A 20,807-nucleotide genomic window follows, 5' to 3' on the forward strand; every position below is an offset into this window, starting at 1 on the left:
AGGGGGTGGCGGGTCAGCGCATGGCCTGTTTGCGCTCGGCTTTGGCATCCCGGCTGCCGGCGACCGCCAGCTCTGCGTCCATCAGGGTGCGGCCGGTGGCCTGCAGATACACATCATCAAGACTGGCCTGGCTCTGGGCCAGCGAGAAGACGGGCAGTTCGGCGGCCTCCAGCTGGCGGCGCAACTGCTCGATCACGGCCTGGTGTTCCACCACCAGGTTCAGCGAGTGGCCCTGGGCCCGGTTCACCACCACCTGCCGCACGCCGGGACAGGCCTGAAGCAGCTCACTGACGTGGCCGGCTTCGTTCTCGTCGCTGAATTCACGCACGCGCAGGGTGACCCGGTCGCCGCCCAGGGCCTCCTTGAGCGAGCTGGGGCTGCCTTCGGCGATCACGCGGCCGCCGTCGATGATGGCGAGACGATCGGCGAGCGCATCCACTTCCTCCAGGTAGTGGCTGCTCAGCAGCACGGTGGTGCCGGCCTGACGCAGCTCACGCAGCACCTGCCAGATGGCAGCGCGGCTTTCGATGTCAAGGCCCACCGTGGGTTCGTCGAGCACGAGCAGCTCGGGGCTGTGCAGCAGGCCGCAGGCCAGATCGAGGCGTCGACGCATCCCGCCTGAGTAGGAGCCGCAGCGCCGGTCGATCCAGTCGCCCATGCCCATGCGCTCCACCAGTTCCTCGATGCGAGGAGCGAGCAGGCGGGCGGGCTGGTGGTAAAGCGCCCCCTGAAGCTGGAGCAGCTCCCGGCCGGTGAGGATCTTGTCGATCGCCACTTCCTGGGCCACGTAGCCCAGCAGTTCCCGCACCTGGCGCGGTTCCTTGAGCGCGTCGTGGCCCGCCACGATCACCCTGCCGCTGTCGGGGGCCAGCAGGGTGCACAGAATGCGCAGGGCGGTGGTCTTGCCGGCTCCGTTCGGACCCAGCAAGCCGTAGAGGCACCCCCGCGGCACACTCAGATCGAGCGACTGGAGGGCCTCCACCGGTCCATAGCGTTTGGTGAGTTGCTGCAGCTCAATCACCGCGTCTGGCACCGCTGAGCAGGCTTGCGCCCGTTGGAAAGGAGAACCAATCTAGAAAGGAGCCCCATCAAGCGGCTCTGGTGAGGATCAGCGGCTGCCTACAACATTCAGGAGCGGCAAGCCGCTCAGCTGCGGAAATCCCAGGGGTGCGAACCCGCGCAGGCCGTTGAACACAGGCAGCCCGTCCATACCGGTCGCCCAGCCGATCAGGTCACCGGCCTGATGAGAGAAGGCAGCCGCAGCCGGTAGCCGGCAGATCAGCAGCAGCAGGCAGATGCCGAACAAGTAAAGGATCGACCAACGGAACAGGCCCTTGGCCCGCACAGGGTCGTCGGGTGAGGCTGCCAGGGACCGGCCCATCTGCAACAGGCGGCTGTTGAAGGGCAGCAGCAGCAGGCCATAGAGCAGCCCTCCACTGGGCAGGGCCACGACGCCGAGGGCACTCACCAGCACCGTGGCGCGGGCGTAGTGCACGATCGCTTCAGCGGTGACCTGGGAGCCCTTGACCACCGGCAGCATCGGGATGCCCACAGAGCGGTAGTCCTCGCGCAGCAGCAGGGCCAGGGCCCAGAAATGCGCGGGGGTCCAGAGCATCACCAGGCTGAACAGCCACCAGCTGCTCAGGCCCAGGTGGCCGGTGGCGGCCGCGGCGCCCACCAGGGGAGGGATGGCCCCGGCCACGCCGCCGATCACGATGTTCTGGGAGGTGCGCGGCTTGAGCAGGGCGGTATAGAGCAGCACATAGCTGCAGAGACCCAGCAGGGAGAGCCCGGCGGCCAGGCAGTTCACGCCGCTCACCAGCAGGGCGGCCGCCACGCACGTGAGCGAGACAGCCACCGAGAAGGCAGTGGCGGGAGAGAGTCGGCCGGAGGGCAGGGCCCGGCCGCTGGTCCGGACCATGCGGCCATCGAGGTCCTGCTCCCAGAGGCAATTGAGAACGCCGGCAGCGGCAGCGGCCAGGGCACCACCGCCCAGCGTGCAGGCCAGGCGCGGGGCCGGCAGCGGCCAACCCTCCGACAGGGCCATGCCGCCGAGGGTTGTGGCCAGCAGCAGCGGGATCAGCCGCGGCTTGGCGATCTCCAGCCAGGCCGGCAGTTTGACCTTGGCGCGGGAGGGAACGGCCTCACTGCGGGGGAGCGTGGGGGAGGCGCCGCTCCCTGCGGTGGCGCTAACCATGACAACTCTCCAGGGTGGAAGAACGAAGCGTTTGGACCGCCGCAGGCTGGGCTGGGGCCAGGCTCCAGTTGCGCACCGCCAGGGCAGTGAGCAGACCCAGCAGCAGGGCGGCCGTGATCTGGTGCCCGACCGTGATGAGCGGGACGGCGAGCGACAGACGCAGGGTGAGCACCCCGAGCATCACCTGCACAACGACAAGCAGAACCCCACCGAGGGCAAAGGGCCAGCTGCGCCGGCGGGTGGCAGGCGTGAGCAGGGTGACGCTGCAGCAAAGCACCACCACCAGTGCCACCGGCGCCGCCAACTGGCGGTGGGTGGCCAGGAGGCTGCAGGCTTCGCCGCTGCTGAGGCAACGGCCTGAGGCCCACTGGGTGGCCATGAGCGCTCCGGAAATCGCCTGAGCAAACACCGCCAGAGCGGCCATCGCCGTGGCCGCACCTGCAGCGCGGACGAAGAGGAGAGCAGGAGGGGTGACGGCTGTGCCGACCGTGATGGGGTTGGCCCCCGGGAAGGAGGGCTTGGGGATCAGGCCCTGGTGGACGCCGCTGAGCAGGGCCACCAGCACCAGGGCGGTGCCGAGATGGGCCGTCACCACATCGAATCGAAGCAACTGGGTGACGGTGAGCGCGCCCAGCAGGCCCTGAACGGCAACCAGCAGCAGCGCGGCGCCGCTGGCCCAGGGAAGCCACGCCGGCAGCGCCAGGCGCCGCAGCACGCTCCAGCCAGCGAGCACCAGCAGAGCCATCCCCACCAGAAAGGCATCAAGGCGGTGAAACCACTCCAGAAACACCTGGAGGTTCATGCGTCCGCCCGGCAGAAAGCTGCCATAACAAAGTGGCCAGTCAGGGCAGGCCAAACCGGCCTCCATCACCCTGGTGGCGCCTCCGATCGCCACCAGGGCCACCAGGGCTACGACCAGGTGAGAAGTGAGAAAGAGCAAACTTCGCCTCATGGCGATCAAGTTAGCCATCACTTCTGAAGCTTCGAGACCCGGTGTGGTGGAGTCGCAACAGTGGGGGTCTGTGTTGAATTCCTGACGCCTCATTGCGTTTGTTTCGCTGTTCTCACGTTGGCCAAGCGCCCCTGTGGCGGCTCCCCATAGGGTGGTGAAAGCCTGGCTTGCTCCGTGCCGATTCCTTCAACCATCGTCACCCTGGTGGTGGGGATGCTGCTTGTCCTCGTTGGCCTCTGGGTTGGTCAGAACGTCAACCTGCTGCCGGTTGCCGCCAGCTCCAACGCCCCCCTCTACGACCAGCTCTTCACCGTGCTGTTCGTGATTGGAACCATACTTTTCCTCGGTATTCTCGGACTACTTCTGTATAGCTTGATTCGTTTTCGCCGCAAGGACGGCGATCTCGGCGATGGGGTCGCGGTGGAAGGAAATCTCCAGCTTGAGATCTTCTGGACGGCCGTTCCCGCCGTGGTGGTCCTGTTTGTGGGCATCTACAGCTACGACATCTATGACCGCATGGGCGGGATGATTCCTCTCAGCGACCCCCACGCCATGCACAGCGGCATGGCGATGCAAACCGCCTCGCCTGCCTCCAGCGATCCGATGCCACCGGGCATGGTGATGGCGGCGAACGTGCCTTCTGCGGCAGAAGGCGTGGAGGCTCGCACCTGGGGCGGCATCGGTGGTTCGCCCGGCAGCAGCAGCGGCGCCTTGCCCGTTGACGTCACCGCCCTTCAGTTCGCCTTTCTGTTCCACTATCCCCAGGGTGATTTCATCAGCGGCGAGCTGCATGTGAAAGAGGGGCAACAGGTGGAGTTACGCATGGAGGCCCGTGATGTGATCCATGCCTTCTGGGTGCCGGAATTCCGCCTCAAGCAGGACGTGATTCCAGGCCAACCCACGATCCTCACCTTCACGCCTACCCGCGCTGGCAGCTATCCGATCGTGTGCGCCGAGTTGTGCGGCCCTTATCACGGCGGCATGCGCTCCACCGTGGTGGTGCATGAGCCCGATGCCTTTGACGCCTGGCTGGATCAGAACCGTCCTGCCACCGTGGCCAGTGCCGTGCCGGGGCCATCAGCGACCGGTTGAGCGCTGGCGCCACCCCGGTTCAGCCCCCAGGCTTCCGGCTCCTCCCTTTACCTGCTGACGCTGAATCCCCTCCTTTCTGGCTTCTCCCCAGCTCACCCGTCTTCCGCTTCCCCTCCACGCGCTCCCTCGTCCGATGACCCTGGCCCTGCCGCCCACCACCAGCTCAGCTCCGCCGAGCCTCCAGCCCGAGGGTTGGCTTCGGTATCTGAGTTTCAGCCTGGATCACAAGGTGATCGGTCTCCAGTACCTGGTCACAGGATTCCTCTTCTATTTCATCGGCGGCGCCTTGGCCGGCATGATCCGCATTGAGCTGGTCAGTCCGATGTCGGACTTTCTTCAGCGGGACACTTACAACGAGGTGCTCACCCTGCACGGCACGGTGATGATCTTCCTCTGGATCGTGCCTGTCGTGAACGGGGCCTTCGGCAATTACCTCATCCCCTTTTATGTGGGCGCCAGGGACATGGCCTTCCCTCGGCTCAACGCGGTGGCCTTCTGGTTGATCCCCCCCGCGGGCATCCTGCTGATCGCCAGCTACTTCATTGCCGGCGCCTCTCAATCAGGTTGGACGGCTTATCCACCCCTGAGCCTCACCACTCCGGCAGCCGGGCAGGTGGTGTGGATTCTGAGTGTGCTGTTGCTGGGGGGCAGCTCAATCTTCGGCGGCATCAACTTCATTGCCACCGTGCTGAAGATGCGCCGGCCCGGCCTGAAGATGATGCAGCTGCCGATGTACTGCTGGGCCATGCTCGGCACCAGCTTTCTGGTGGTGCTGGCCACGCCGGTGCTGGCCGGAACCTTGGTGCTCCTCAGCTTCGACATCCTCGCCCACACTGGCTTCTTCAATCCCGCCCTGGGCGGCAATGCGGTGGTGTACCAGCATCTCTTCTGGTTCTATTCACACCCGGCCGTTTACATCATGGTGCTGCCGGCTTTTGGCCTGGTCAGTGAGATTCTGCCGGTTCATGCCCGCAAGCCCCTGTTCGGCTACACCACCATGGTGTATTCGATCCTAGGCATCGTGTTTCTCGGACTGATCGTGTGGGCTCACCACATGTTCACCAGTGCAACACCGCCCTGGATGCGCCTGTTCTTCACGATCGCCACGGCCTTCATCGCCGTGCCAACCGGCATCAAGTTCTTCAACTGGCTGGCCACCCTGTGGGGCGGCAAGATCGCCCTCAACAGCGCCATGCTGTTCTCCTGTGCTTTCATCGTTCACTTCGTGTTCGGGGGCATCACCGGGGTGGCCCTGGCCCAGGTTCCCTTTGATATCCACGTCCACGACACCTACTTCGTGGTGGCCCACTTCCATTACATCGTCTATGGCGGCACGGTGTTCGTAGTGTTTGCCTCTCTCTACCACTGGTATCCGAAGTTCACTGGCCGCATGCTCAATGAAGATCTGGGCCGGCTGCATTTCCTGCTCACCTTCGTGGGCTTCAACCTCTGTTTTGCGCCCCAGCACTGGCTGGGCCTGAACGGCATGCCCCGCCGCGTCGCTGAATACGACCCCCAGTTCACCCTCGTGAATCAGATCAGCAGTGTGGGGGCTCTGCTGATGGCGATCAGCACCCTGCCCCTGCTGATCAACGTGATCTGGAGCGCCTTCCGTGGTCCCGTGGCCGGCGACAACCCCTGGAACGCACTCACCCCCGAGTGGCTCACCAGCTCGCCGCCCCCGGTGGAGAACTGGAAGGGTCCGGCCCCCCTTGTCACCCATCCCTACGGCTATGGCGTTCCCGAAGGGCAGATTGATCTGAAGGGAGCGTCTGGCAGGGAACTCTGGACCTCAGGCAGCTGATGGATGACCAGTTCACGCTTCTGCCGCACAGGACCGGCCCGCCTTCCCCCGGCTCACGTTCATCCCGGTCACCGGTGGCTGTAGCCCTCACCGACCAGCTGCCTTTGATCCCCAGCCCGCCTCCTGTTCACTGATCTCCAGCTGCTCATCTCCGTTTTTCCCCTCCCATCCGTTACGGCCACCGCCCCCACGCCTTTTCCCCGATGACCATCCTCTCCCCCAGCACCGATTCGCTGCCGGCCGTTGCTGGAGCTGCAGCACCGGTTCTTGAAGAGGGGCACGGCGATTACCGCATGTTCGGGCTGGCCACCTTCCTGCTGGCCGATGGCATGACCTTCGCCGGCTTCTTCGCCGCTTATCTCACCTTTCGGGCTGTCAATCCGCTGCCGGCCGGTGCGGTGTATGAGCTGGAGCTGATCCTGCCCACGATCAACACCGCCCTGCTGGTGCTGAGCAGCTTCACCTTCCACCGCGCGGCCTCCGAGCTGAAGCAGGAGCGCATGGGCCGCTGCCGCTGGTGGCTGCTGGTGACGGCGAGCCTGGGCTTCGCCTTTCTCGGCGGGCAGATGGTGGAGTATTTCTCCCTGCCTTTCGGCCTCACCGACAACCTCTACGCCAGCACCTTCTACGCGCTCACCGGGTTTCACGGCCTGCACGTGTGTCTGGGGGCCCTGATGATCATGATTGTTTGGTGGCAGGCGCGGCAGCCCGGCCGCTTCACCCCCAGCGAGCACTTCGGCCTGGCGGCTGCGGAGCTCTACTGGCATTTCGTCGACGTGATCTGGTTGATTCTCTTCGGAATTCTCTATCTGCTGTAATCGGCCCTTGCCGGATCACCAATCCAATCGGCAGAATTGTTGTCTGTCAGGCCCGTTCATCTTGAACTATCAAGTCACGCCGAGCCTCAGCTCCAACGGCAGACCCCCGATGCTGGTTGGCGATGCTCTGCTCGAGAAGGCCCGTTCGCTCAGCAGCCGCTCCGAAGACGAGATCGCCCGTGGCTGCGGCTATGTCTCCCCTGCCGGCCGTTTGCTGAAGAAGAGCTTCTACAAGGCCCTGGTGGATGCGAAGGGCTACAGAATTTCCAGTGATTCCGCTGCCCACGCGGCCGCCAGAGGGCGACAGGCCGAGTTCCGCACCCGCGTGCATGGCAACGGCAACCTGCTGATCGGCAACGCCTACACCCGCCGCATGGGGCTCACCCCCGGGCAGGAATTCAGGATCCAGATCCATCAGGAAACCGGCTCCATCTGGCTGCTGCCACTGCAGGAGGAGGCCTCGGCCTGAGCCGGGCCGTGCACGTCGGCCGTCAGGGGTGAGCCGCACTCGGCCGCCGGCCTGAGCCGCGCGCTTGGCTTCAGGATTCCTGACCGTCTGCAGGCCTGCCATCGGCAGGCTTTCTGTCTGCGGGAAGGCCATCCGCAGGCTGGGCGTGAAAGCTGGTGCTGAAGCCGATCAGATCGATGCCGCTGAACAGGAAGCTCACTCCCACCAGCACACCGATCACCGACAGCTGATTCCAGAACTTCATCGTCAGGATCAGCACGCCGAGCAGCAGGGTGACGGCCCCATTGGCCAGGCCCCAACCCCAGCCGCGGGCAGCCCGGTGCGCCAGTGCCACCAGGATCGCCACCAGGCCTTCGATCACGAACACCACGCCGATCGCCAGCGCAAAGGCCGCCACCTGGGCGGCGGCACTGGGAAAACCGGCGCGGAACTGCTGGATCATCCAGGCGCCCGTCACCACGAACAGGGTGGACACCACCAGCCGCCAGAAGGTGTGCGAGCGGCTCAGGTGTGGCGACCGGGCCAGGTTGTCGATCCAGCTCACGATTCCCCCCACCAGGAAGGCCACCGCCACGATCGCGGTGACCCACAAGGAGGCCACCACTGGAAAGATCAGCGCCAGCACCCCCAGCACGATCATCAGCACCCCTTCCGCCAGCGTGAAGCTGCGCAGCGCGGCGATGCGGCGGGGGTCGAACCGGGGCGTCAGGCCCCCAGGCGCTTCAGCAGCGGCTGTGTCTTGAGGCGCCATGGCTCGCAAGGGCGTGCGGGGAGAACCGAGCCGCCGCCCTCGGCGCGGTCTCTTCAACCCTAGGCCGGGTTCCCAGGGCAGCCCGCGGCGGGGGAGCCCGATGAAGGCGGTGGCGGAGTCAGCCCCAGCCGTGCTGCGCCAGCCAGTCGCGCTCCAGCTGCGGGCTGCGGCCAGCCGTGGCGGCGGGCGACGCTGCGCCGGCCGCCAGCAGCCGCTCGGTGTACTTGGCGAGCAGATCGGCTTCGAGGTTCACCCGGTCACCCACACGCCGCAGCTTCAAGGTGGTGACCTCCCAGGTGTGGGGAATCACCGCCATCCAGAAGCGTTCCCCCTGGGGGCTGCAGCCCGCCACGGTGAGGCTGATGCCATCGATGCCCACACTCGCCTTGTCGCAGACATAGCGGCCGTAGCTGGGATCCAGCCAGCGCAGCTCCAGTCGCCAGGACTCCCCCTGTCGGGCCACGCCCACCACCTCGCCCAGGCCGTCCACATGGCCGCTCACCAGGTGACCGCCGAGCCGGTCGCTCAGCCGCAGGGCCGGCTCCAGATTCACGGCCGCGCCCACCGCCGCCTTGGCCGCCAGGGTGCTGCGGCTCAGGGTCTCGTCGCTGACGTCGGCGCGAAAGCTGCGGCCGTCGGGGTGCAGCTCGGAGATCGTCAGGCACACCCCATCGACCGCGATGCTGTCGCCGAGGGCCAGGGGCTGCAGGTGCTCCACGCCTTCCACCAGCACCCCCCGGGGGTGGCGCCTGAGCTGCCCCACGGCCCGGACCAGACCGGTGAACATTCGCGGTCTCGCAGGCCTGGCCATAATCGGATATCGGGCGTGCGTGGCACAACCATGGTGGAAATGTGTGTGGCCGGGATCGCCCTGGACGCGGCCAGCCGGAGTCCGATCGTGTTGCTCAGGGACCCGAACGGCCGGCGTCAGGTGCCGATCTGGATCGACCAATCCCAGGCCCAGAACATCCTGGCCGGCATGGGTGATCACCAACCGCCCCGCCCGCTCAGCCATGACCTGATGGCCAACCTGATGGCGGTGGGAGGCGTGCAGCTGGAGCGGGTGATCATCCACACGATCGAAGACAACACCTTCCGGGCTGTGTTGAAGCTCACCGACAACGAAGGGGAGCCCAGTGAGCTGGATTGCCGGCCCAGTGATGCCATTGCCCTGGCACTGCGTACCGGCAGCGGCATCTGGATGCTGGAGGAGGTGGTGGCCGAAGCCTCGATCCCCGTGGATGCCGAAGCCGACGCCGAGGACCAGGAGGATTTCCGCCGCTTCCTGGATCAGGTGAGCCCGGCGGAGCTGATCCGCAACGTGCGCCGTGCCCAGCAGGAGGGCTATGGCGAAAGCGGCGGTGGCACCGACCCCCCTCCGACCGTTCCAGGCATGGGGCCGGCCGGCCCCGCAGGCAGCGGACCCAAGCCCAGCGGGCCTGACGGTGTTCCCAGCTGAAGCCTGCCGCCGCCCCTTCGGACGGGGCCCGGCCGTTTCGCTGTTCACCCTCGGCACCATGCGCGCGGTCGATTCGGCCGCCCAGATGGGCGCAGTGGTGGAAGCGGCTCTGGTGGCGGGCATCAACCACCTGGAAACCGCCCCCGCCTACGGCCCGGCGGAGGCCCACCTGGGCGCCGCCCTGCGGCAGCTCGCCATCCCGAGGGAGCGGCTGTTGCTCACCAGCAAGCTCCTGCCGGGGGTGGATCTGGCCACAGGCCAGGTCCAGCTGCGGGCCTCGCTGCAGCGGCTGGGGCTGGCCCGTCTCGACAACCTGGCGGTGCACGGTATCAACCGGCCGGAGCATCTCGAGTGGGCCCTGCAGGGGGATGGGGCCGCCCTGCTCCGCTGGGCGCAGGCCGAAGGGCTGGTGGGGCAGGTGGGGTTCAGCAGCCACGGCAGCACAGATCTGATCGAGCGGGCCCTGGCCAGTGGCCGTTTCGGCTTCTGCAGCCTGCATCTGCATCTGTTCGATCAGGAGCGCCTGCCCCTGGCCCGCCAGGCCCTCGCCGCCGGCATTGGCGTGATGGCAATCTCCCCCGCCGACAAGGGGGGGCGGCTGTACGACCCACCCCCCGAGCTGGTGGAGGACTGCGCGCCCTTCGCGCCTTTGCAGCTCGCTTATCGCTTTCTGCTGGCCGCCGGTGTGTCCACGCTCACCCTCGGCGCCGCCCGGCCGGAGGATCTCGCTTGGGCCGTGGCCCTGGCCGGCGCCGATGGACCGCTCAGCGCAGCAGAGCAGGCGGCGCTGGCACGGCTGGCGGAGGCGGGCCGTGGTCGTCTGGGGGAGGGGGCCTGCGGCCAGTGCCGCGCTTGCCTGCCCTGCCCGAGCGGGGTGCCGATTCCGGCGCTGCTGCGCCTGCGCAACCTGGCTCTCGGTCATGGCATGACCCCCTTCGCCAGCGAGCGCTACAACCTGATCGGCAGGGCCGGCCACTGGTGGGAGGCGCTCGATGCCTCCGCCTGCCAGCAGTGCGGAGTCTGCCTGCCCCGCTGTCCCCACGGCCTGCCGATCCCGGACCTGCTGGCGGCCACCCATCAACTCCTCGCCGCGCCACCACGGCGGCGGCTGTGGGGCTGAAGGGCAGGGGGGTGGGCCTGCCGGCTCAGGCGGCTGCGTCCCAGAGGCTCTGGTAACGCTGCCGTTCGGCGCTGCTCAGCGGCGGCAGGCTGGTGCAGCGCGCGAGCACCGAATCGTCGGGGTAGAGGAGGCGCGCCACGTGCTCGGGCCATGACGCCAGGGCGGCCTGCAGCAGCTGGCGCTTCACTGGCGGCACCCAGCCGGCCGCCAGCAGGCGATCGAGCGTGGGCCGCTCCATGCAGCGGGCGATCCAGGCGAGCGGAGCTGGTTCACGGCTGCGGCGCGGCCGCAGCAAGAGGTTCCACCAGAGTGGTGAGCCGCTGGCCGGCAACAGGGCGGTGAGCCTGGCATCGCTGCGCAGCAGTGGCAGCACCCGCTGGCTGGGCAACACGGCCGCCTCGGCATCGCCGCTCAGCAGCAGGTTGAGGCCATTCTTCTCGTCGAAGGCGAGGGCCTGCTCCCGCAGGCGCTTGAGCTGGCCGGGCAACGCCGCCGCTGCCAGGCGATCAACGCCGGCGGCAGTGGCGCCGGGGCTGAGGGTGCGCAGCGCCAGCTCGATCACGACGCGGGGGCTGGAGGGAAGCACGAGCTGACGGTGCAGGCTCGGATCGAGCAGCAGGTTCCAGCCCTCTGCGCTGCGGCGGCTCAGGTCGGTGCGGTTGCGTAGCACCAGCACCCAGGTGCCGAAGGCCCACGGATAGGCGATCGGCGCCGCTGCCGCCGCTGCGGCGGAGTCTTCGGGCGCCGCCACAGGATTCCGGAACCCATCGCGCACCGCCGCGCTGAACGGAGCCAGCTGCTCGAACATGGCAGTAGCGGTGCTGCTGGCGCTGAACGGCTGCAGGGCGTCAGCTTTCAGGGCGCCGAGCCAGCCATCGGAGAGCTGCAGCAGATCGGCATCGCTGTGCTGCGCGAGCACCGCCTCGGGGCCCTCCAGCGCCTTGCCTCGCCACGGGGAGGGAAGCTGCTTGCCCCAGGCGGCGGGCAGCTGGCCGCGGCTGTACAGGAGGGTGGCTGAAGAGGACGCGCCACGGGCGCAACCCGCCAGCCAGCCGCTGCCGACCAGAACGCCGGCCTGCAGCAGGTGGCGGCGGCTGAAGCGGGCGGGAAGGGGAGGGCGTTCCTGCATGGTTGGACCCTAGAGGGAGGCGATCAGGCGCTCCTGGGCCCGGTCGCAGTCGGCAGCCAGGTCGGCGGGGCTGCGGCCGCTCCACTCCCACAGCAGCGCCAGGCCGCCGGCGCCCACCCCTTCCTTGACATACCCGCGCTCGTAGTCCTGCAGGGCCGGGCTGCGGCAGTTGCTGAAGCAAAGCTCCGTGGCGAAGCTGGCCGGTGCCGCCACTTGCCAGCGGTCTGCCACGCGCTGCAGCAGCAGCGCCAGATCGCTGCTGCGTTCCCGCGCCACCCAGCCGGTAGTGCCCAGGGCCGTTGCCGCCACCAGTCGGCCCCGCAGCGGTGCATCGGCCAGGGCCAGGGCCAGGGCCAGCACCGCCGCCATCTGGCTGCCACCGGCCAGCAGCACCGGCCAGCTTCCTTCGGCCGCCGCCAGCAGCACCCCCGCCGCCAGCGGTTGCATCGGGTCCCCCACCGCTGCCACTACCCGCACGGGATCTGGTTCCCCGGCGCTGGCTCCGGCCAGGCCCGCTGCCCGCAGCCCCTGGTCCACCAGGGCAGCCTTGAGGTCGTGGGCTGGGCTGCGCAGGCTTCCGCTCACCAGCCCGCCGGCCGCCACGCCCAGACCGGTGAGCACCGCCTGGGCGGTGCTGGTGCCGCCCGGCACGCATTCGGCCAGCACCAGCGGCGGGAGCTGCGGGGCCGTCCGCCAACGCTCCTGCCAGCTCTGCGCCCAGCGGCGCCCCAGCGCCAGCAGTGCCCGCACCCGCTCTTCGCCCATGGCACGGCCGCTGCTGAGGCAGAGCGCTGGCTGCTGCCCCAGGCAGATGTGGGGCACCGCCGGTGCCACTGGACAGCCCAGGTCGACCACCAGGGGCGTGAGCTGCAGCCCCTGCATCACCACATGGGAGATCAGCGCCGGACTGACGCCCGCCGGCAGGGGGGGCAGGGCATGGGGCCGGGCTGTGCCAGGGCCCAGCAGCAGCAGTTCAGCATCGGCGGCGGCCGTGCGGCGACGGGAGTCCGGGGTGGCTCCGGCTGCGGAGATGCCCGGCACGGCGGCAGTGTCGGTGCCGGCCAGCAGCAGCAGCACCAGCGCGTCCTGCCAGCCGGCGGTCATCTGCATGGTCCAGCGATCGGCTTGAGCAGCGTCGCCCGTCAGCTGCAGCACGGTGGGCCTCCAGGCAAGGGCCTCAACACCATGGGCCTCCAGGTAAGCGCCTCACTGCAGGCCTGCAGGCCGCTGTCTCAGCCCGGGCCTGCTGGCACGCGCATGGGTCGACCACCAGCTCAGAGAGGGTCAAGGGCCACCAGGGCCCGCAGGGCTTCGGGCGGTTCGGGGATCGGCGCCTGCAACCGGGGAAAGATCCAGTAGGCCACCGCGTGCAAGGCCAGCACGTAGATCAGGTTCTGAACCACCACCAACCCCAGGGCCAGGGCCTGCACCTGCAGCAGGTCGGGGCCACCACCCAGGTTCAGCAGGGCGCTAATGCGCTCCAGCAGCCCGGCGGCGGCGGCCGTGATCAACACCCACAGGTTTTCGCCCACCAGCACCGACAGCACGGTGACCCGCACCAGGAAGCCGCCCGCACCGATCACCAGCCCCACGCCCCAGGTGAGCCACCAGCTCCAGTTGCTGCGCCAACCCCAGCCGAGCCAGAGCGCCAGCGCTCCGTAGGGGAAGAGCACCAGCGGCCCGCGGATCGGGCCCATCAAAGCCACCAGCAGCAGGGAGGCCACCACCATCCCTTCCCAGCCGCAGCGCCAGCCCTGGCGGAGCAGCAGCAGGGCGATCGGCAGGGGGAGAGCCAGGCGGAACAGGGCGCCCCCCACCGGCAGGTAATAGAGGCCTGCCCAGAGCAGGGCGGTGGCGGCAGCCATGTAGGCGGTTTCCACCAGCTGAAGGGCCTGGCGCCGACTGAGGCGGTGGGGGGAAGGGGGCATGGCGGCGGCTCAGCGTGGCGCCGGCGCCGGCGTGGCCTTCGGCGCTGCCGCGCCGGTTTCCGGCGTTGGGATCCGCTCGATGGTCTCCACCTCAAAGCGCAGGCCGGCGGCCCGCAGTGCCTCGGTGACCGCTTCGGCAGGGGCGGAAGGATCGGCGCCGGGCAGCTTCAGAGTGATCCTGTAGGGCACAGCGGCGGCCGGTGCCTGTCCTTGTCTCCCAGCGGCTCGGTTACCCGCGCTGGGGCCGCCGGTGGGGCTGCGGGCGGCATCGCCTGCCTGTCCTGCGGCGCGGCCAGGGACCGCCGGCGTGGGGGAGAGTGACTGTGTTGCTGGCGACGCGCCCGGGGCGGCGGTGGCCGGCGTGGCAGTGCCGGGGGAAGCCGTGGCCGCGGTGGTGGCGTTCGCGCCTGTGGCCGGTGTGGTGGGATTCGAGCCTGTGGGGGAAATGGCGGTGCCGGAAGAGGCACCCGGCCGGGCGTCACCGGAGGCGGGGGATGTGGTGGCGGCCGGTGGCGCCGGAGCATCGAACCCGGCCGCCAGCTGCTGGCCGAAGGGCGTGCCGGCACAGCCGGCCAGTGTGAGCAGCAGCGACGCCAGCAGGAGCAGGGGGCGGCGGGGGTAGTGGCCCATCAGCCGGAGGCGGCCTTGATGATCCGCACGGCGCTGGCGCGTGGACGTCCAGTCTTGGTGGTGGCCGGCGGCTTGGCTTTGGCGGTTCCGCTGGCAGCCTTGGCCTCCGCCGCGCCGCTCCTGCTGCTCGCTGCCGAAGTGCCGGTGGCCTTGCGGCTGCTGGTGGTCTTGGTGGCGGCTGGCTTGGTTCCGGTGGTCTTGGCAGCGGCTGTCTTGGCGGCGGAGCGGGCGGCGGGCTTGCGGGTCTTGGCCTTGCCGCTGGCGGCCTTCGCGGCCAGAAGCTCAACGGCCTGCTCGATCGTGATTGTGTCCGCCGTGGCGCCCTCCGGCAGCGAGGCGTTCACCTTGCCCTGCTTCACGTAGAGGCCATAGGGACCGTCGAACACCTGGATGGTTTCCTCGTCCCCCTCAGGGATGCCCAGGTCCTTCAGGGCCGTGCGGCCGCCCCGGCCCCGCTTGGGGGTGGCCAGCAGCTCGATGGCGCGCGACAACCCCACCAGCAGCACGTCGTCTTCTGCCTTGAGCGAGCGGTAGTCCTTTTCTCCCTTCGCCTTGTCGTGCACCACGTAGGGACCGAAGCGGCCCAGGCCGGCCTGAATCCGTCCACCATCGGGGTGCTCGCCCAGCAGCCGCGGCAAACGCAGCAGGCCAAGGGCATCATCGAGGCTGAGATCCTCCGGCTTGACGCCCTTGGGCAGGGAGGCCCGCTTCGGTTTGGGGTTCTCCTCGCTCACCTGCCCCCGTTGCAGGTAGGGGCCGTACTGGCCGAACAGCAGGTAGATCGCATCGCCGGTTTCGGGGTCTTCCCCCAGTGATTCAGGCCCCTCGGTTTTCTGGCGCAGGATCTGTTCGGCATGCTCGGCATCGAGCTCGGCCGGGGTGATCTCCTGGGGCAGGGTGGCCTTCACCAGCTCCTCGCTGCCGTCGTCCGCGACCCGCTTCGACTCCAGGTAGGCGCCGAAGCGCCCGATCCGCACCACGCAGGGGAGACCCTCCATCACGATCGTGCGTGAGGCAGTGGGGTCAATGTCGCCCTCGCGCTGCTGCACCTGGGCTTCGAGCCCCTTCTCCCCCTTGAAGAAGCTGTTCAGATAGGGGAGCCACTGAACCTTGCCGTGGGAAATCTCATCGAGTGTGTTCTCCATCCGCGCGGTGAAGCTGGTGTCCACCAGGTCGGGGAAGTGCTCCTCCAGCAAGGCGGTCACCGCGAAGGCGGTGAAGCTGGGGGTGAGCGCGTTGCCGGCGAGGGTGGCGTAGCCGCGGTCGGTGATCGTGCCGATGATGCTGGCGTAGGTGGACGGCCTGCCGATTCCTTCCTTCTCCAGCATCTTCACCAGTGCCGCTTCGCTGTAGCGGGCCGGCGGCTGGGTCTGGTGGCCGAGCGCCTCCACTGCCTTGCAGACCGGTGCATCGCCCACCGCCAGGGCGGGCAGCAGCAGTTCCTGCCCCTCCAGCGCCGCGTCGGGATCGTCGCTGCCCTCCACATAGGCGCGGAAGAAACCGGCAAAATCGATGCGCTTGCCGCTGGCCCGGAAGCGGGCGTCCCCGGCGACGATCTCCACCGCCAGCATCGTGAGCCGTGCATCGGCCATCTGGCTGGCCACGGTGCGTTTCCAGATCAGCTCGTAAAGGGCGAGATCCTTGCCGTCGAGACCGGTGTCCTTGGGGGTGCGGAAGCGTTCACCGGAGGGGCGGATCGCCTCGTGGGCCTCCTGGGCGTTGCGGCTCTTGGTGCTGAACTGCCGCGGGGCGGGGCTTAGGAAGCTGTCGCCGTACTTCTCAGCCACACAGGCACGGGCGGCGCTGATCGCCTGCTCGGAGAGGTGCACCGAGTCGGTGCGCATGTAGGTGATGAAGCCGCGCTCATAGAGGGCCTGGGCCGTGCGCATGGTTTCGCGGGCCGAGAGCCGCAGCTTGCGGTTGGCTTCCTGCTGCAGGGTGCTGGTGGTGAAGGGCGGCACGGGCTTGCGCACCGTGGGTTTCTCCTCCACCTGCTCCACCCGCCAGGGCAGGGCCAGCACGCTTTCGCGCAGGGCGCGCGCTTCGCTCTCCGCCAGCAGCTTCACTGTGCTGCCGGGCTTGAGCCCCCCGGTGCTTTCGTCGAAGTCGCTGCCCTGGGCGATGCGCTCGCCGGCGAGGTGGGTGAGCTTGGCTTCGAACCGGCCGCCCGGCTGCTCCAGCTCGGCCTTGAGGTCCCAGTAGCTGCCGCTGCGGAAGGCCCGCCGGGCACGCTCCCGCTGCACCAACAGCCGCACCGCCACCGATTGCACCCTGCCGGCAGAAAGCCCCCAGGCCACTTTTTTCCACAGCAGCGGTGAGAGGGTGTAGCCCACCAGCCGGTCGAGGATCCGTCGCGTTTCCTGGGCGTGCACCAACTCCATGTCGAGTTCGCGCGTCTGGTCGAGGGCGCGGTGGATGGCGTCCTTGGTGATCTCGTGGAACACCATCCGCTTGACCGGCACCTTGGGGCTGAGCAGCTCCAGCAAGTGCCAGCTGATGCTTTCGCCTTCCCGGTCTTCATCCGTGGCCAGGAGCAGCTGGTCGGCGCCCTTCAGCGCGTCCTTCAGCTCCTTCACCACCTTCTTTTTGTCTTTCGGCACCACGTAGAGCGGCGCGAAATCCTCGCTGGTGTTGACGCCCAGGTTCGCCCACTTCTCGCCCTTGTAGGCGGCGGGAATCTCGCTGGCGTTGTTGGGCAGGTCACGGACGTGCCCCATCGACGCCTCCACCCGGAACTCCTTCGGCAGGAAGGCGCGGATGGTGCGGGCCTTGGTGGGGCTCTCGACGATGACCAGGGTGTGCGCCACAGGCAGGCGATGAACCGGTTCCCTCTTTATCGCATCGGCGGCCCGCCCCGCCTGAGAATGATCGGCGCCGCCGCTACAGTCCGCTCGACAAGGCGATCGTTTGAAGCCGACATGGATCTGTTTGGCGCCCTTCCCGCCCTGACGGAACTGCCCCACCTGGCCGTCGCCTCCCTGGCCACAGCGCCCGCGATCGGCCTGGGAATCACAGCCGCCCAGCTCAATTCCGGCGCCATTGCGCCCGAGGCTGCCATCCTCATCGCCCTGCTGATCTGCCTGCTGGTTGATCTGGCCGGCGAGGAAGCGGCGATCCGCTGGGTGCCGCCGATCTGTTACGCCGGCCTGGGCACGGCTCTGGTGCTCCTGGCTCTGCAGTGGAACGCGCCGCTGGAGCCTTCGTTCCTTGGCTCGTTCCTGGCGGACGATCTGGCGGTGGCTTTCCGCGCCGTGGTGGCAGCCTCCACCTTGCTCTCGCTGATGATCAGCTGGCGCTACGTGGAGCGTTCTGGCAGCCCGGTTGGCGAATACGCCGCGATCCTGCTGGCGGCCACGCTCGGCGCCATGTTCCTGTGCGGCTCCACCGATCTGGTCAGCATCTTCGTGTCGCTGGAAACCCTTTCGGTGTCCAGCTACCTCCTTTCGGGCTACATGAAGCGGGATGCCCGTTCCGGCGAGGCAGCGCTCAAATATCTGCTGGTGGGTTCCGCCGCCGCTGCGGTCTTTCTCTACGGCGCCTCCCTGCTCTACGGCCTCACTGGCGGCTCCACCGGCCTTGACGCTGTCGGACTTGCCCTTCAGACCAGTGCCACGCCGGTCACGGCATTGGCGCTGGTGTTCGTGCTGGCCACCGTGGCCTTCAAGATCGCTGCGGTGCCCTTCCACCAGTGGACCCCGGACGTCTACGAGGGGTCGCCCACCCCGGTGGTGGCGTTCCTTTCCGTGGGCTCCAAGGCCGCCGGCTTCGCCTTGGCCCTGCGCTTGCTGGTGGGCTGCTTCGACACCTTCGACACGCAGTGGAAGCTGCTGTTCACCGTGCTGGCGGTGCTGAGCATGACCCTGGGCAACGTGGTGGCCCTGGCCCAGACCACCATGAAGCGGATGCTGGCCTACAGCTCGATCGGCCAGGCCGGCTTCGTGATGATCGGCCTGGTGTGCGGCACCGAAGACGGCTATGCCGCCATGGTGCTCTACATGGCGGCCTACCTGTTCATGAACCTGGGCGCCTTCGCCTGCATCATCCTGTTCTCGCTGCGCACCGGCAGCGACCGCATTTCCGATTACGCCGGCCTTTATCAGAAAGATCCACTGATCACGCTCGGTCTCAGTCTCTGCCTGCTGTCGCTGGGGGGAATCCCGCCGATGCTCGGCTTCTTCGGCAAGATCTATCTGTTCTTTGCCGGTTGGGCCGACCACCAGTATCTGCTGGTGGTGGTTGGCTTGATCACGTCCGTGGTGTCGATCTACTACTACATCTCGGTGATCAAGATGATGGTGGTGAAGGAGCCGCAGGAAGCCTCTGATGTGGTGAAGGCCTACCCGGCGATCACCTGGAATCTGGCTGGCATGGGCACCCTGCGCACCGCCCTGGTGGCCTGCGTGCTGATCACGGCGGTGGGCGGTGTGCTCTCCAATCCGCTATTCAGCTGGGCGAATGAGGCCGTCACCGGCACGCCGATGCTGCAGCAGTCGATTGCCTCTTCCGCCGCCCGTGAAGCCACCGCCATCGCCGTGGCCCCCGTTCCTCCAACGCCTGCCCTGCTGGGATGACGCTCACCGCCCCGGCGGAGCTCTCACGGCCCCGGGCCCATGAGCCTGTGGCCGTCCTTGATCGCGTGAGCAAGGTGTACGGCTCAGGCGACACCGAGGTGCGTGCCCTTGATGAACTCAGCCTCACGGTGATGGAGGGCGACTATCTCGCCGTGATGGGAGCTTCCGGTTCAGGCAAAAGCACGGCGATGAACATCATCGGCTGCCTTGATCGTCCCACGTTTGGCCATTACCGGCTCAGCGGATCGGCGGTGGAGGATCTCGACGACGACGAGCTGGCCGATCTTCGCAACCGCAAGCTGGGTTTCGTGTTCCAGCAGTTTCATCTGCTGGCCCACATGAGCGCAATCGACAACGTGATGTTGCCGATGATCTACGCCGGCATCCCCGCCGAGCAGCGCCGGAACCTGGGCATTGAAGCCCTTGAACGTGTCGGGCTCGGCCATCGCCTGCAGAACAAACCGAACCAACTCTCCGGCGGCCAGCAGCAGCGTGTGGCGATCGCGCGGGCGATCATCAACCGGCCGGCCCTGCTGCTGGCCGACGAACCGACAGGGGCACTGGATTCCCAGACCACTCAGGAGGTGCTGGAGATCTTTGATCAGCTGCATCAGGAGGGGATGACCGTGGTGATGGTCACCCACGAAGACGACGTGGCTGCGCGTGCCGATCGCATCGTGCACTTCCGTGATGGCCGCCTTGATGACGCCTTCCCTTAGCCAGGCCCGCTTGCGCTGGCGGTGGCCGGTGCGCTGGGCCGCTCGAGCGTTTCCAGCAACTGGCCCATCAGCAGGGCGATTGCGTCACTGCCGCCCAGCAGCTGACGGCCCGGGTCGAATTCTCCAGGCTCCACCGCCACCCAGCCGCCATTGGCAGGCTGGCGCAACTCGAAGTGAAGATGAGGGCCGGTGCTCAGCCCGGTGCTGCCGACCCGGCCGATCACTTCGCCCTGGGCCACCCACTCCCCTTCTTTGACGAACAGCTCGGAGAGGTGGCCGTAGAGGGTGCGGCGAAGGGGACGCTCATGCTCCACCTCCACCGCCAGGCCGTAGCCGCCGGCCAGGCCACTGCTCACCACTCGCCCGGCCAGGGCCGCCACCACTGGGGTGCCCTCCGGCGCCGCCAGATCCCGGCCCGCATGCATCAGCCAGCTACCGATCACCGGGTGCAGCCGCCAGCCGAATTCGCTAGTAGTGACAGCCGAGCCGATCAGCGGAAACAGCAGGCTGCGGTTGCCGTTGCCCAGGAGCGGCGCAGGCCTGGGGGTGATGCGGAACACGCTGGCAAGGCTGAAGTTGCCCCCCTGGCCGGCCAGCAGTGCCGACACGGGCACGGTGATCGGAGGCAGCGGCATGGATCCGGGCCCGCCGCTGGCATAGGTGCCATCGGGGAGCAGCCCGCCGGAGCCGGTGACAGAATCACTTCCAGGCCAGCTCACCACCACGCCGCGGCATTCGGAGGGGGAGAGGGCGCCCTCGCTGCAAGCCTGGCGATGGGCCGGCATGTTTTCAGGTCGCACCACGGCGCCGAGGCGTGCCCGCCGCCGTTCGGCCGGTGTCACCACTCCCTCACGCTCGAAGCGATCCAGCACCTGGTCAAAGGAGAGGGCTGGGGTCTGGGAACGCTGCAGGCTGGGTCGTAGCGGCTGGGGGAGGTGTCGCTGGAGCCTGCCTGGGGTACCAGGGGCGGGGCTGGCGGCGTGAGCGCCTGGGGCACCGCCGGCGGGGGTGCGGGAAGGGGCGCAGCAGGAGCTGTGGGCGCTGGTGCGATGGCGGCTGGGGCACCGGCCGCGGCATCGCGCAGCTCGGCGAGGGCGAGCGGCGCTCCGATCACAGAGGCCAGTCCGATCGCGAGCACGGGCAGATGACGAAGGCGGTTCACACCAGG

General features: G+C 68.1%; 20 protein-coding genes. 8 read left to right on the plus strand and 12 right to left on the minus strand.

What is annotated here, in order from left to right:
• Positions 1 to 13 precede the first annotated feature (13 nt).
• From ACXMDP_RS05585 to ACXMDP_RS05595, 3 genes are all read right to left on the minus strand, one after another.
• Entirely contained in the window at positions 14 to 1,033 is a 1,020-nt protein-coding gene (locus ACXMDP_RS05585) for an ABC transporter ATP-binding protein (RefSeq protein ID WP_255099786.1), read from the minus strand.
• 75 nt (positions 1,034 to 1,108) lie between these two features.
• Positions 1,109 to 2,197: a heme o synthase gene (locus ACXMDP_RS05590; protein WP_259728805.1), complete on the minus strand. Its 1,089-nt coding sequence runs from the start codon at positions 2,195 to 2,197 to the stop codon at positions 1,109 to 1,111.
• Positions 2,190 to 3,137: a COX15/CtaA family protein gene (locus tag ACXMDP_RS05595; protein WP_457767108.1), complete on the minus strand. Its 948-nt coding sequence runs from the start codon at positions 3,135 to 3,137 to the stop codon at positions 2,190 to 2,192. Before ACXMDP_RS05595 ends, ACXMDP_RS05590 begins: the two co-directional genes overlap by 8 nt.
• 186 nt (positions 3,138 to 3,323) lie before the next feature.
• Here ACXMDP_RS05595 and ACXMDP_RS05600 point away from each other — a divergent pair, with 186 nt between their 5' ends.
• The 4 genes from ACXMDP_RS05600 to ACXMDP_RS05615 all read left to right on the plus strand — a co-directional run bounded on the left by ACXMDP_RS05600 (position 3,324) and on the right by ACXMDP_RS05615 (position 7,332).
• On the plus strand, positions 3,324 to 4,241 hold the full coding sequence (locus ACXMDP_RS05600) for a cytochrome c oxidase subunit II (RefSeq protein WP_259728803.1): 918 nt from the start codon (positions 3,324 to 3,326) through the stop codon (positions 4,239 to 4,241).
• A 133-nt stretch (positions 4,242 to 4,374) separates the two neighbouring features.
• On the plus strand, positions 4,375 to 6,045 hold the full coding sequence (gene ctaD / locus ACXMDP_RS05605) for a cytochrome c oxidase subunit I (protein ID WP_094510305.1): 1,671 nt from the start codon (positions 4,375 to 4,377) through the stop codon (positions 6,043 to 6,045).
• A gap of 203 nt (positions 6,046 to 6,248) precedes the next feature.
• The gene (locus ACXMDP_RS05610; RefSeq protein WP_399220083.1) at positions 6,249 to 6,863 is read left to right on the plus strand and encodes a cytochrome c oxidase subunit 3; all 615 of its coding nucleotides are present in this window, start codon (positions 6,249 to 6,251) and stop codon (positions 6,861 to 6,863) included.
• A gap of 109 nt (positions 6,864 to 6,972) precedes the next feature.
• Complete coding sequence (locus ACXMDP_RS05615; protein ID WP_259728802.1) at positions 6,973 to 7,332, plus strand: AbrB family transcriptional regulator; 360 nt, start codon at positions 6,973 to 6,975, stop codon at positions 7,330 to 7,332.
• Between the two features lie 70 nt (positions 7,333 to 7,402).
• Here ACXMDP_RS05615 and ACXMDP_RS05620 read toward each other — a convergent pair whose 3' ends face one another.
• Both ACXMDP_RS05620 and ACXMDP_RS05625 read right to left on the minus strand, forming a co-directional pair.
• Positions 7,403 to 7,972: an HdeD family acid-resistance protein gene (locus tag ACXMDP_RS05620; RefSeq protein WP_259728915.1), complete on the minus strand. Its 570-nt coding sequence runs from the start codon at positions 7,970 to 7,972 to the stop codon at positions 7,403 to 7,405.
• A gap of 229 nt (positions 7,973 to 8,201) precedes the next feature.
• Entirely contained in the window at positions 8,202 to 8,870 is a 669-nt protein-coding gene (locus ACXMDP_RS05625) for a riboflavin synthase (protein WP_259728801.1), read from the minus strand.
• A gap of 54 nt (positions 8,871 to 8,924) precedes the next feature.
• Here ACXMDP_RS05625 and ACXMDP_RS05630 point away from each other — a divergent pair, with 54 nt between their 5' ends.
• Both ACXMDP_RS05630 and ACXMDP_RS05635 read left to right on the plus strand, forming a co-directional pair.
• A complete protein-coding gene (locus tag ACXMDP_RS05630) occupies positions 8,925 to 9,542 on the plus strand; it encodes a bifunctional nuclease family protein (protein WP_259728914.1) in 618 nt (205 codons plus the stop codon).
• Positions 9,543 to 9,600: 58 nt separating this feature from the next.
• Positions 9,601 to 10,662 carry an aldo/keto reductase gene (locus ACXMDP_RS05635; RefSeq protein WP_259728800.1) on the plus strand — a complete coding sequence of 354 codons (1,062 nt, stop codon included), beginning with the start codon at positions 9,601 to 9,603 and terminating at the stop codon, positions 10,660 to 10,662.
• A gap of 25 nt (positions 10,663 to 10,687) precedes the next feature.
• Here the strand turns inward: ACXMDP_RS05635 and ACXMDP_RS05640 are convergent, their stop codons facing one another.
• The 5 genes from ACXMDP_RS05640 to topA all read right to left on the minus strand — a co-directional run bounded on the left by ACXMDP_RS05640 (position 10,688) and on the right by topA (position 17,156).
• Complete coding sequence (locus ACXMDP_RS05640) at positions 10,688 to 11,791, minus strand: type 2 periplasmic-binding domain-containing protein (protein WP_259728799.1); 1,104 nt, start codon at positions 11,789 to 11,791, stop codon at positions 10,688 to 10,690.
• Between the two features lie 9 nt (positions 11,792 to 11,800).
• Complete coding sequence (gene cobT / locus ACXMDP_RS05645) at positions 11,801 to 12,946, minus strand: nicotinate mononucleotide-dependent phosphoribosyltransferase CobT (RefSeq protein WP_259728798.1); 1,146 nt, start codon at positions 12,944 to 12,946, stop codon at positions 11,801 to 11,803.
• 119 nt (positions 12,947 to 13,065) lie between these two features.
• Positions 13,066 to 13,719: a DUF2232 domain-containing protein gene (locus ACXMDP_RS05650; RefSeq protein ID WP_255099777.1), complete on the minus strand. Its 654-nt coding sequence runs from the start codon at positions 13,717 to 13,719 to the stop codon at positions 13,066 to 13,068.
• 9 nt (positions 13,720 to 13,728) lie between these two features.
• A complete protein-coding gene (locus ACXMDP_RS05655; RefSeq protein ID WP_259728797.1) occupies positions 13,729 to 14,349 on the minus strand; it encodes a hypothetical protein in 621 nt (206 codons plus the stop codon).
• The gene (gene topA / locus ACXMDP_RS05660; protein ID WP_259728796.1) at positions 14,349 to 17,156 is read right to left on the minus strand and encodes a type I DNA topoisomerase; all 2,808 of its coding nucleotides are present in this window, start codon (positions 17,154 to 17,156) and stop codon (positions 14,349 to 14,351) included. Before topA ends, ACXMDP_RS05655 begins: the two co-directional genes overlap by 1 nt.
• Positions 17,157 to 17,165: 9 nt before the next feature.
• Between topA and ACXMDP_RS05665 the strand changes: the two genes are divergently transcribed.
• Together ACXMDP_RS05665 and ACXMDP_RS05670 are read left to right on the plus strand one after the other, a co-directional pair.
• Positions 17,166 to 18,920: an NAD(P)H-quinone oxidoreductase subunit N gene (locus tag ACXMDP_RS05665; RefSeq protein ID WP_399221197.1), complete on the plus strand. Its 1,755-nt coding sequence runs from the start codon at positions 17,166 to 17,168 to the stop codon at positions 18,918 to 18,920.
• Entirely contained in the window at positions 18,917 to 19,639 is a 723-nt protein-coding gene (locus ACXMDP_RS05670; RefSeq protein WP_259728795.1) for an ABC transporter ATP-binding protein, read from the plus strand. The genes ACXMDP_RS05665 and ACXMDP_RS05670 overlap by 4 nt, the downstream gene beginning before the upstream one ends.
• Here ACXMDP_RS05670 and ACXMDP_RS05675 read toward each other — a convergent pair.
• Complete coding sequence (locus tag ACXMDP_RS05675) at positions 19,636 to 20,511, minus strand: M23 family metallopeptidase (RefSeq protein WP_457767109.1); 876 nt, start codon at positions 20,509 to 20,511, stop codon at positions 19,636 to 19,638. The genes ACXMDP_RS05670 and ACXMDP_RS05675 overlap by 4 nt on opposite strands.
• Entirely contained in the window at positions 20,478 to 20,777 is a 300-nt protein-coding gene (locus ACXMDP_RS05680; RefSeq protein ID WP_457767110.1) for a hypothetical protein, read from the minus strand. Before ACXMDP_RS05680 ends, ACXMDP_RS05675 begins: the two co-directional genes overlap by 34 nt.
• Positions 20,778 to 20,807 lie beyond the last annotated feature (30 nt).

The sequence above is a fragment of the Cyanobium sp. ULC065 genome (assembly GCF_977927515.1).

Excerpts from the sequence above, each read along its gene's own strand:
- ACXMDP_RS05590 (WP_259728805.1), bottom strand. The coding sequence starts at position 2,197 with ATGGTTAGCGCCACCGCAGGGAGCGGCGCCTCCCCCACGCTCCCCCGC.
- ctaD (WP_094510305.1), top strand. The coding sequence starts at position 4,375 with ATGACCCTGGCCCTGCCGCCCACCACCAGCTCAGCTCCGCCGAGCCTC.
- ACXMDP_RS05610 (WP_399220083.1), top strand. The coding sequence starts at position 6,249 with ATGACCATCCTCTCCCCCAGCACCGATTCGCTGCCGGCCGTTGCTGGA.
- ACXMDP_RS05615 (WP_259728802.1), top strand. The coding sequence starts at position 6,973 with ATGCTGGTTGGCGATGCTCTGCTCGAGAAGGCCCGTTCGCTCAGCAGC.
- ACXMDP_RS05620 (WP_259728915.1), bottom strand. The coding sequence starts at position 7,972 with ATGATCGTGCTGGGGGTGCTGGCGCTGATCTTTCCAGTGGTGGCCTCC.
- ACXMDP_RS05625 (WP_259728801.1), bottom strand. The coding sequence starts at position 8,870 with ATGTTCACCGGTCTGGTCCGGGCCGTGGGGCAGCTCAGGCGCCACCCC.
- ACXMDP_RS05630 (WP_259728914.1), top strand. The coding sequence starts at position 8,925 with ATGGTGGAAATGTGTGTGGCCGGGATCGCCCTGGACGCGGCCAGCCGG.
- ACXMDP_RS05635 (WP_259728800.1), top strand. The coding sequence starts at position 9,601 with ATGCGCGCGGTCGATTCGGCCGCCCAGATGGGCGCAGTGGTGGAAGCG.
- ACXMDP_RS05640 (WP_259728799.1), bottom strand. The coding sequence starts at position 11,791 with ATGCAGGAACGCCCTCCCCTTCCCGCCCGCTTCAGCCGCCGCCACCTG.
- ACXMDP_RS05650 (WP_255099777.1), bottom strand. The coding sequence starts at position 13,719 with ATGCCCCCTTCCCCCCACCGCCTCAGTCGGCGCCAGGCCCTTCAGCTG.
- ACXMDP_RS05655 (WP_259728797.1), bottom strand. The coding sequence starts at position 14,349 with ATGGGCCACTACCCCCGCCGCCCCCTGCTCCTGCTGGCGTCGCTGCTG.
- ACXMDP_RS05665 (WP_399221197.1), top strand. The coding sequence starts at position 17,166 with ATGAACCGGTTCCCTCTTTATCGCATCGGCGGCCCGCCCCGCCTGAGA.
- ACXMDP_RS05670 (WP_259728795.1), top strand. The coding sequence starts at position 18,917 with ATGACGCTCACCGCCCCGGCGGAGCTCTCACGGCCCCGGGCCCATGAG.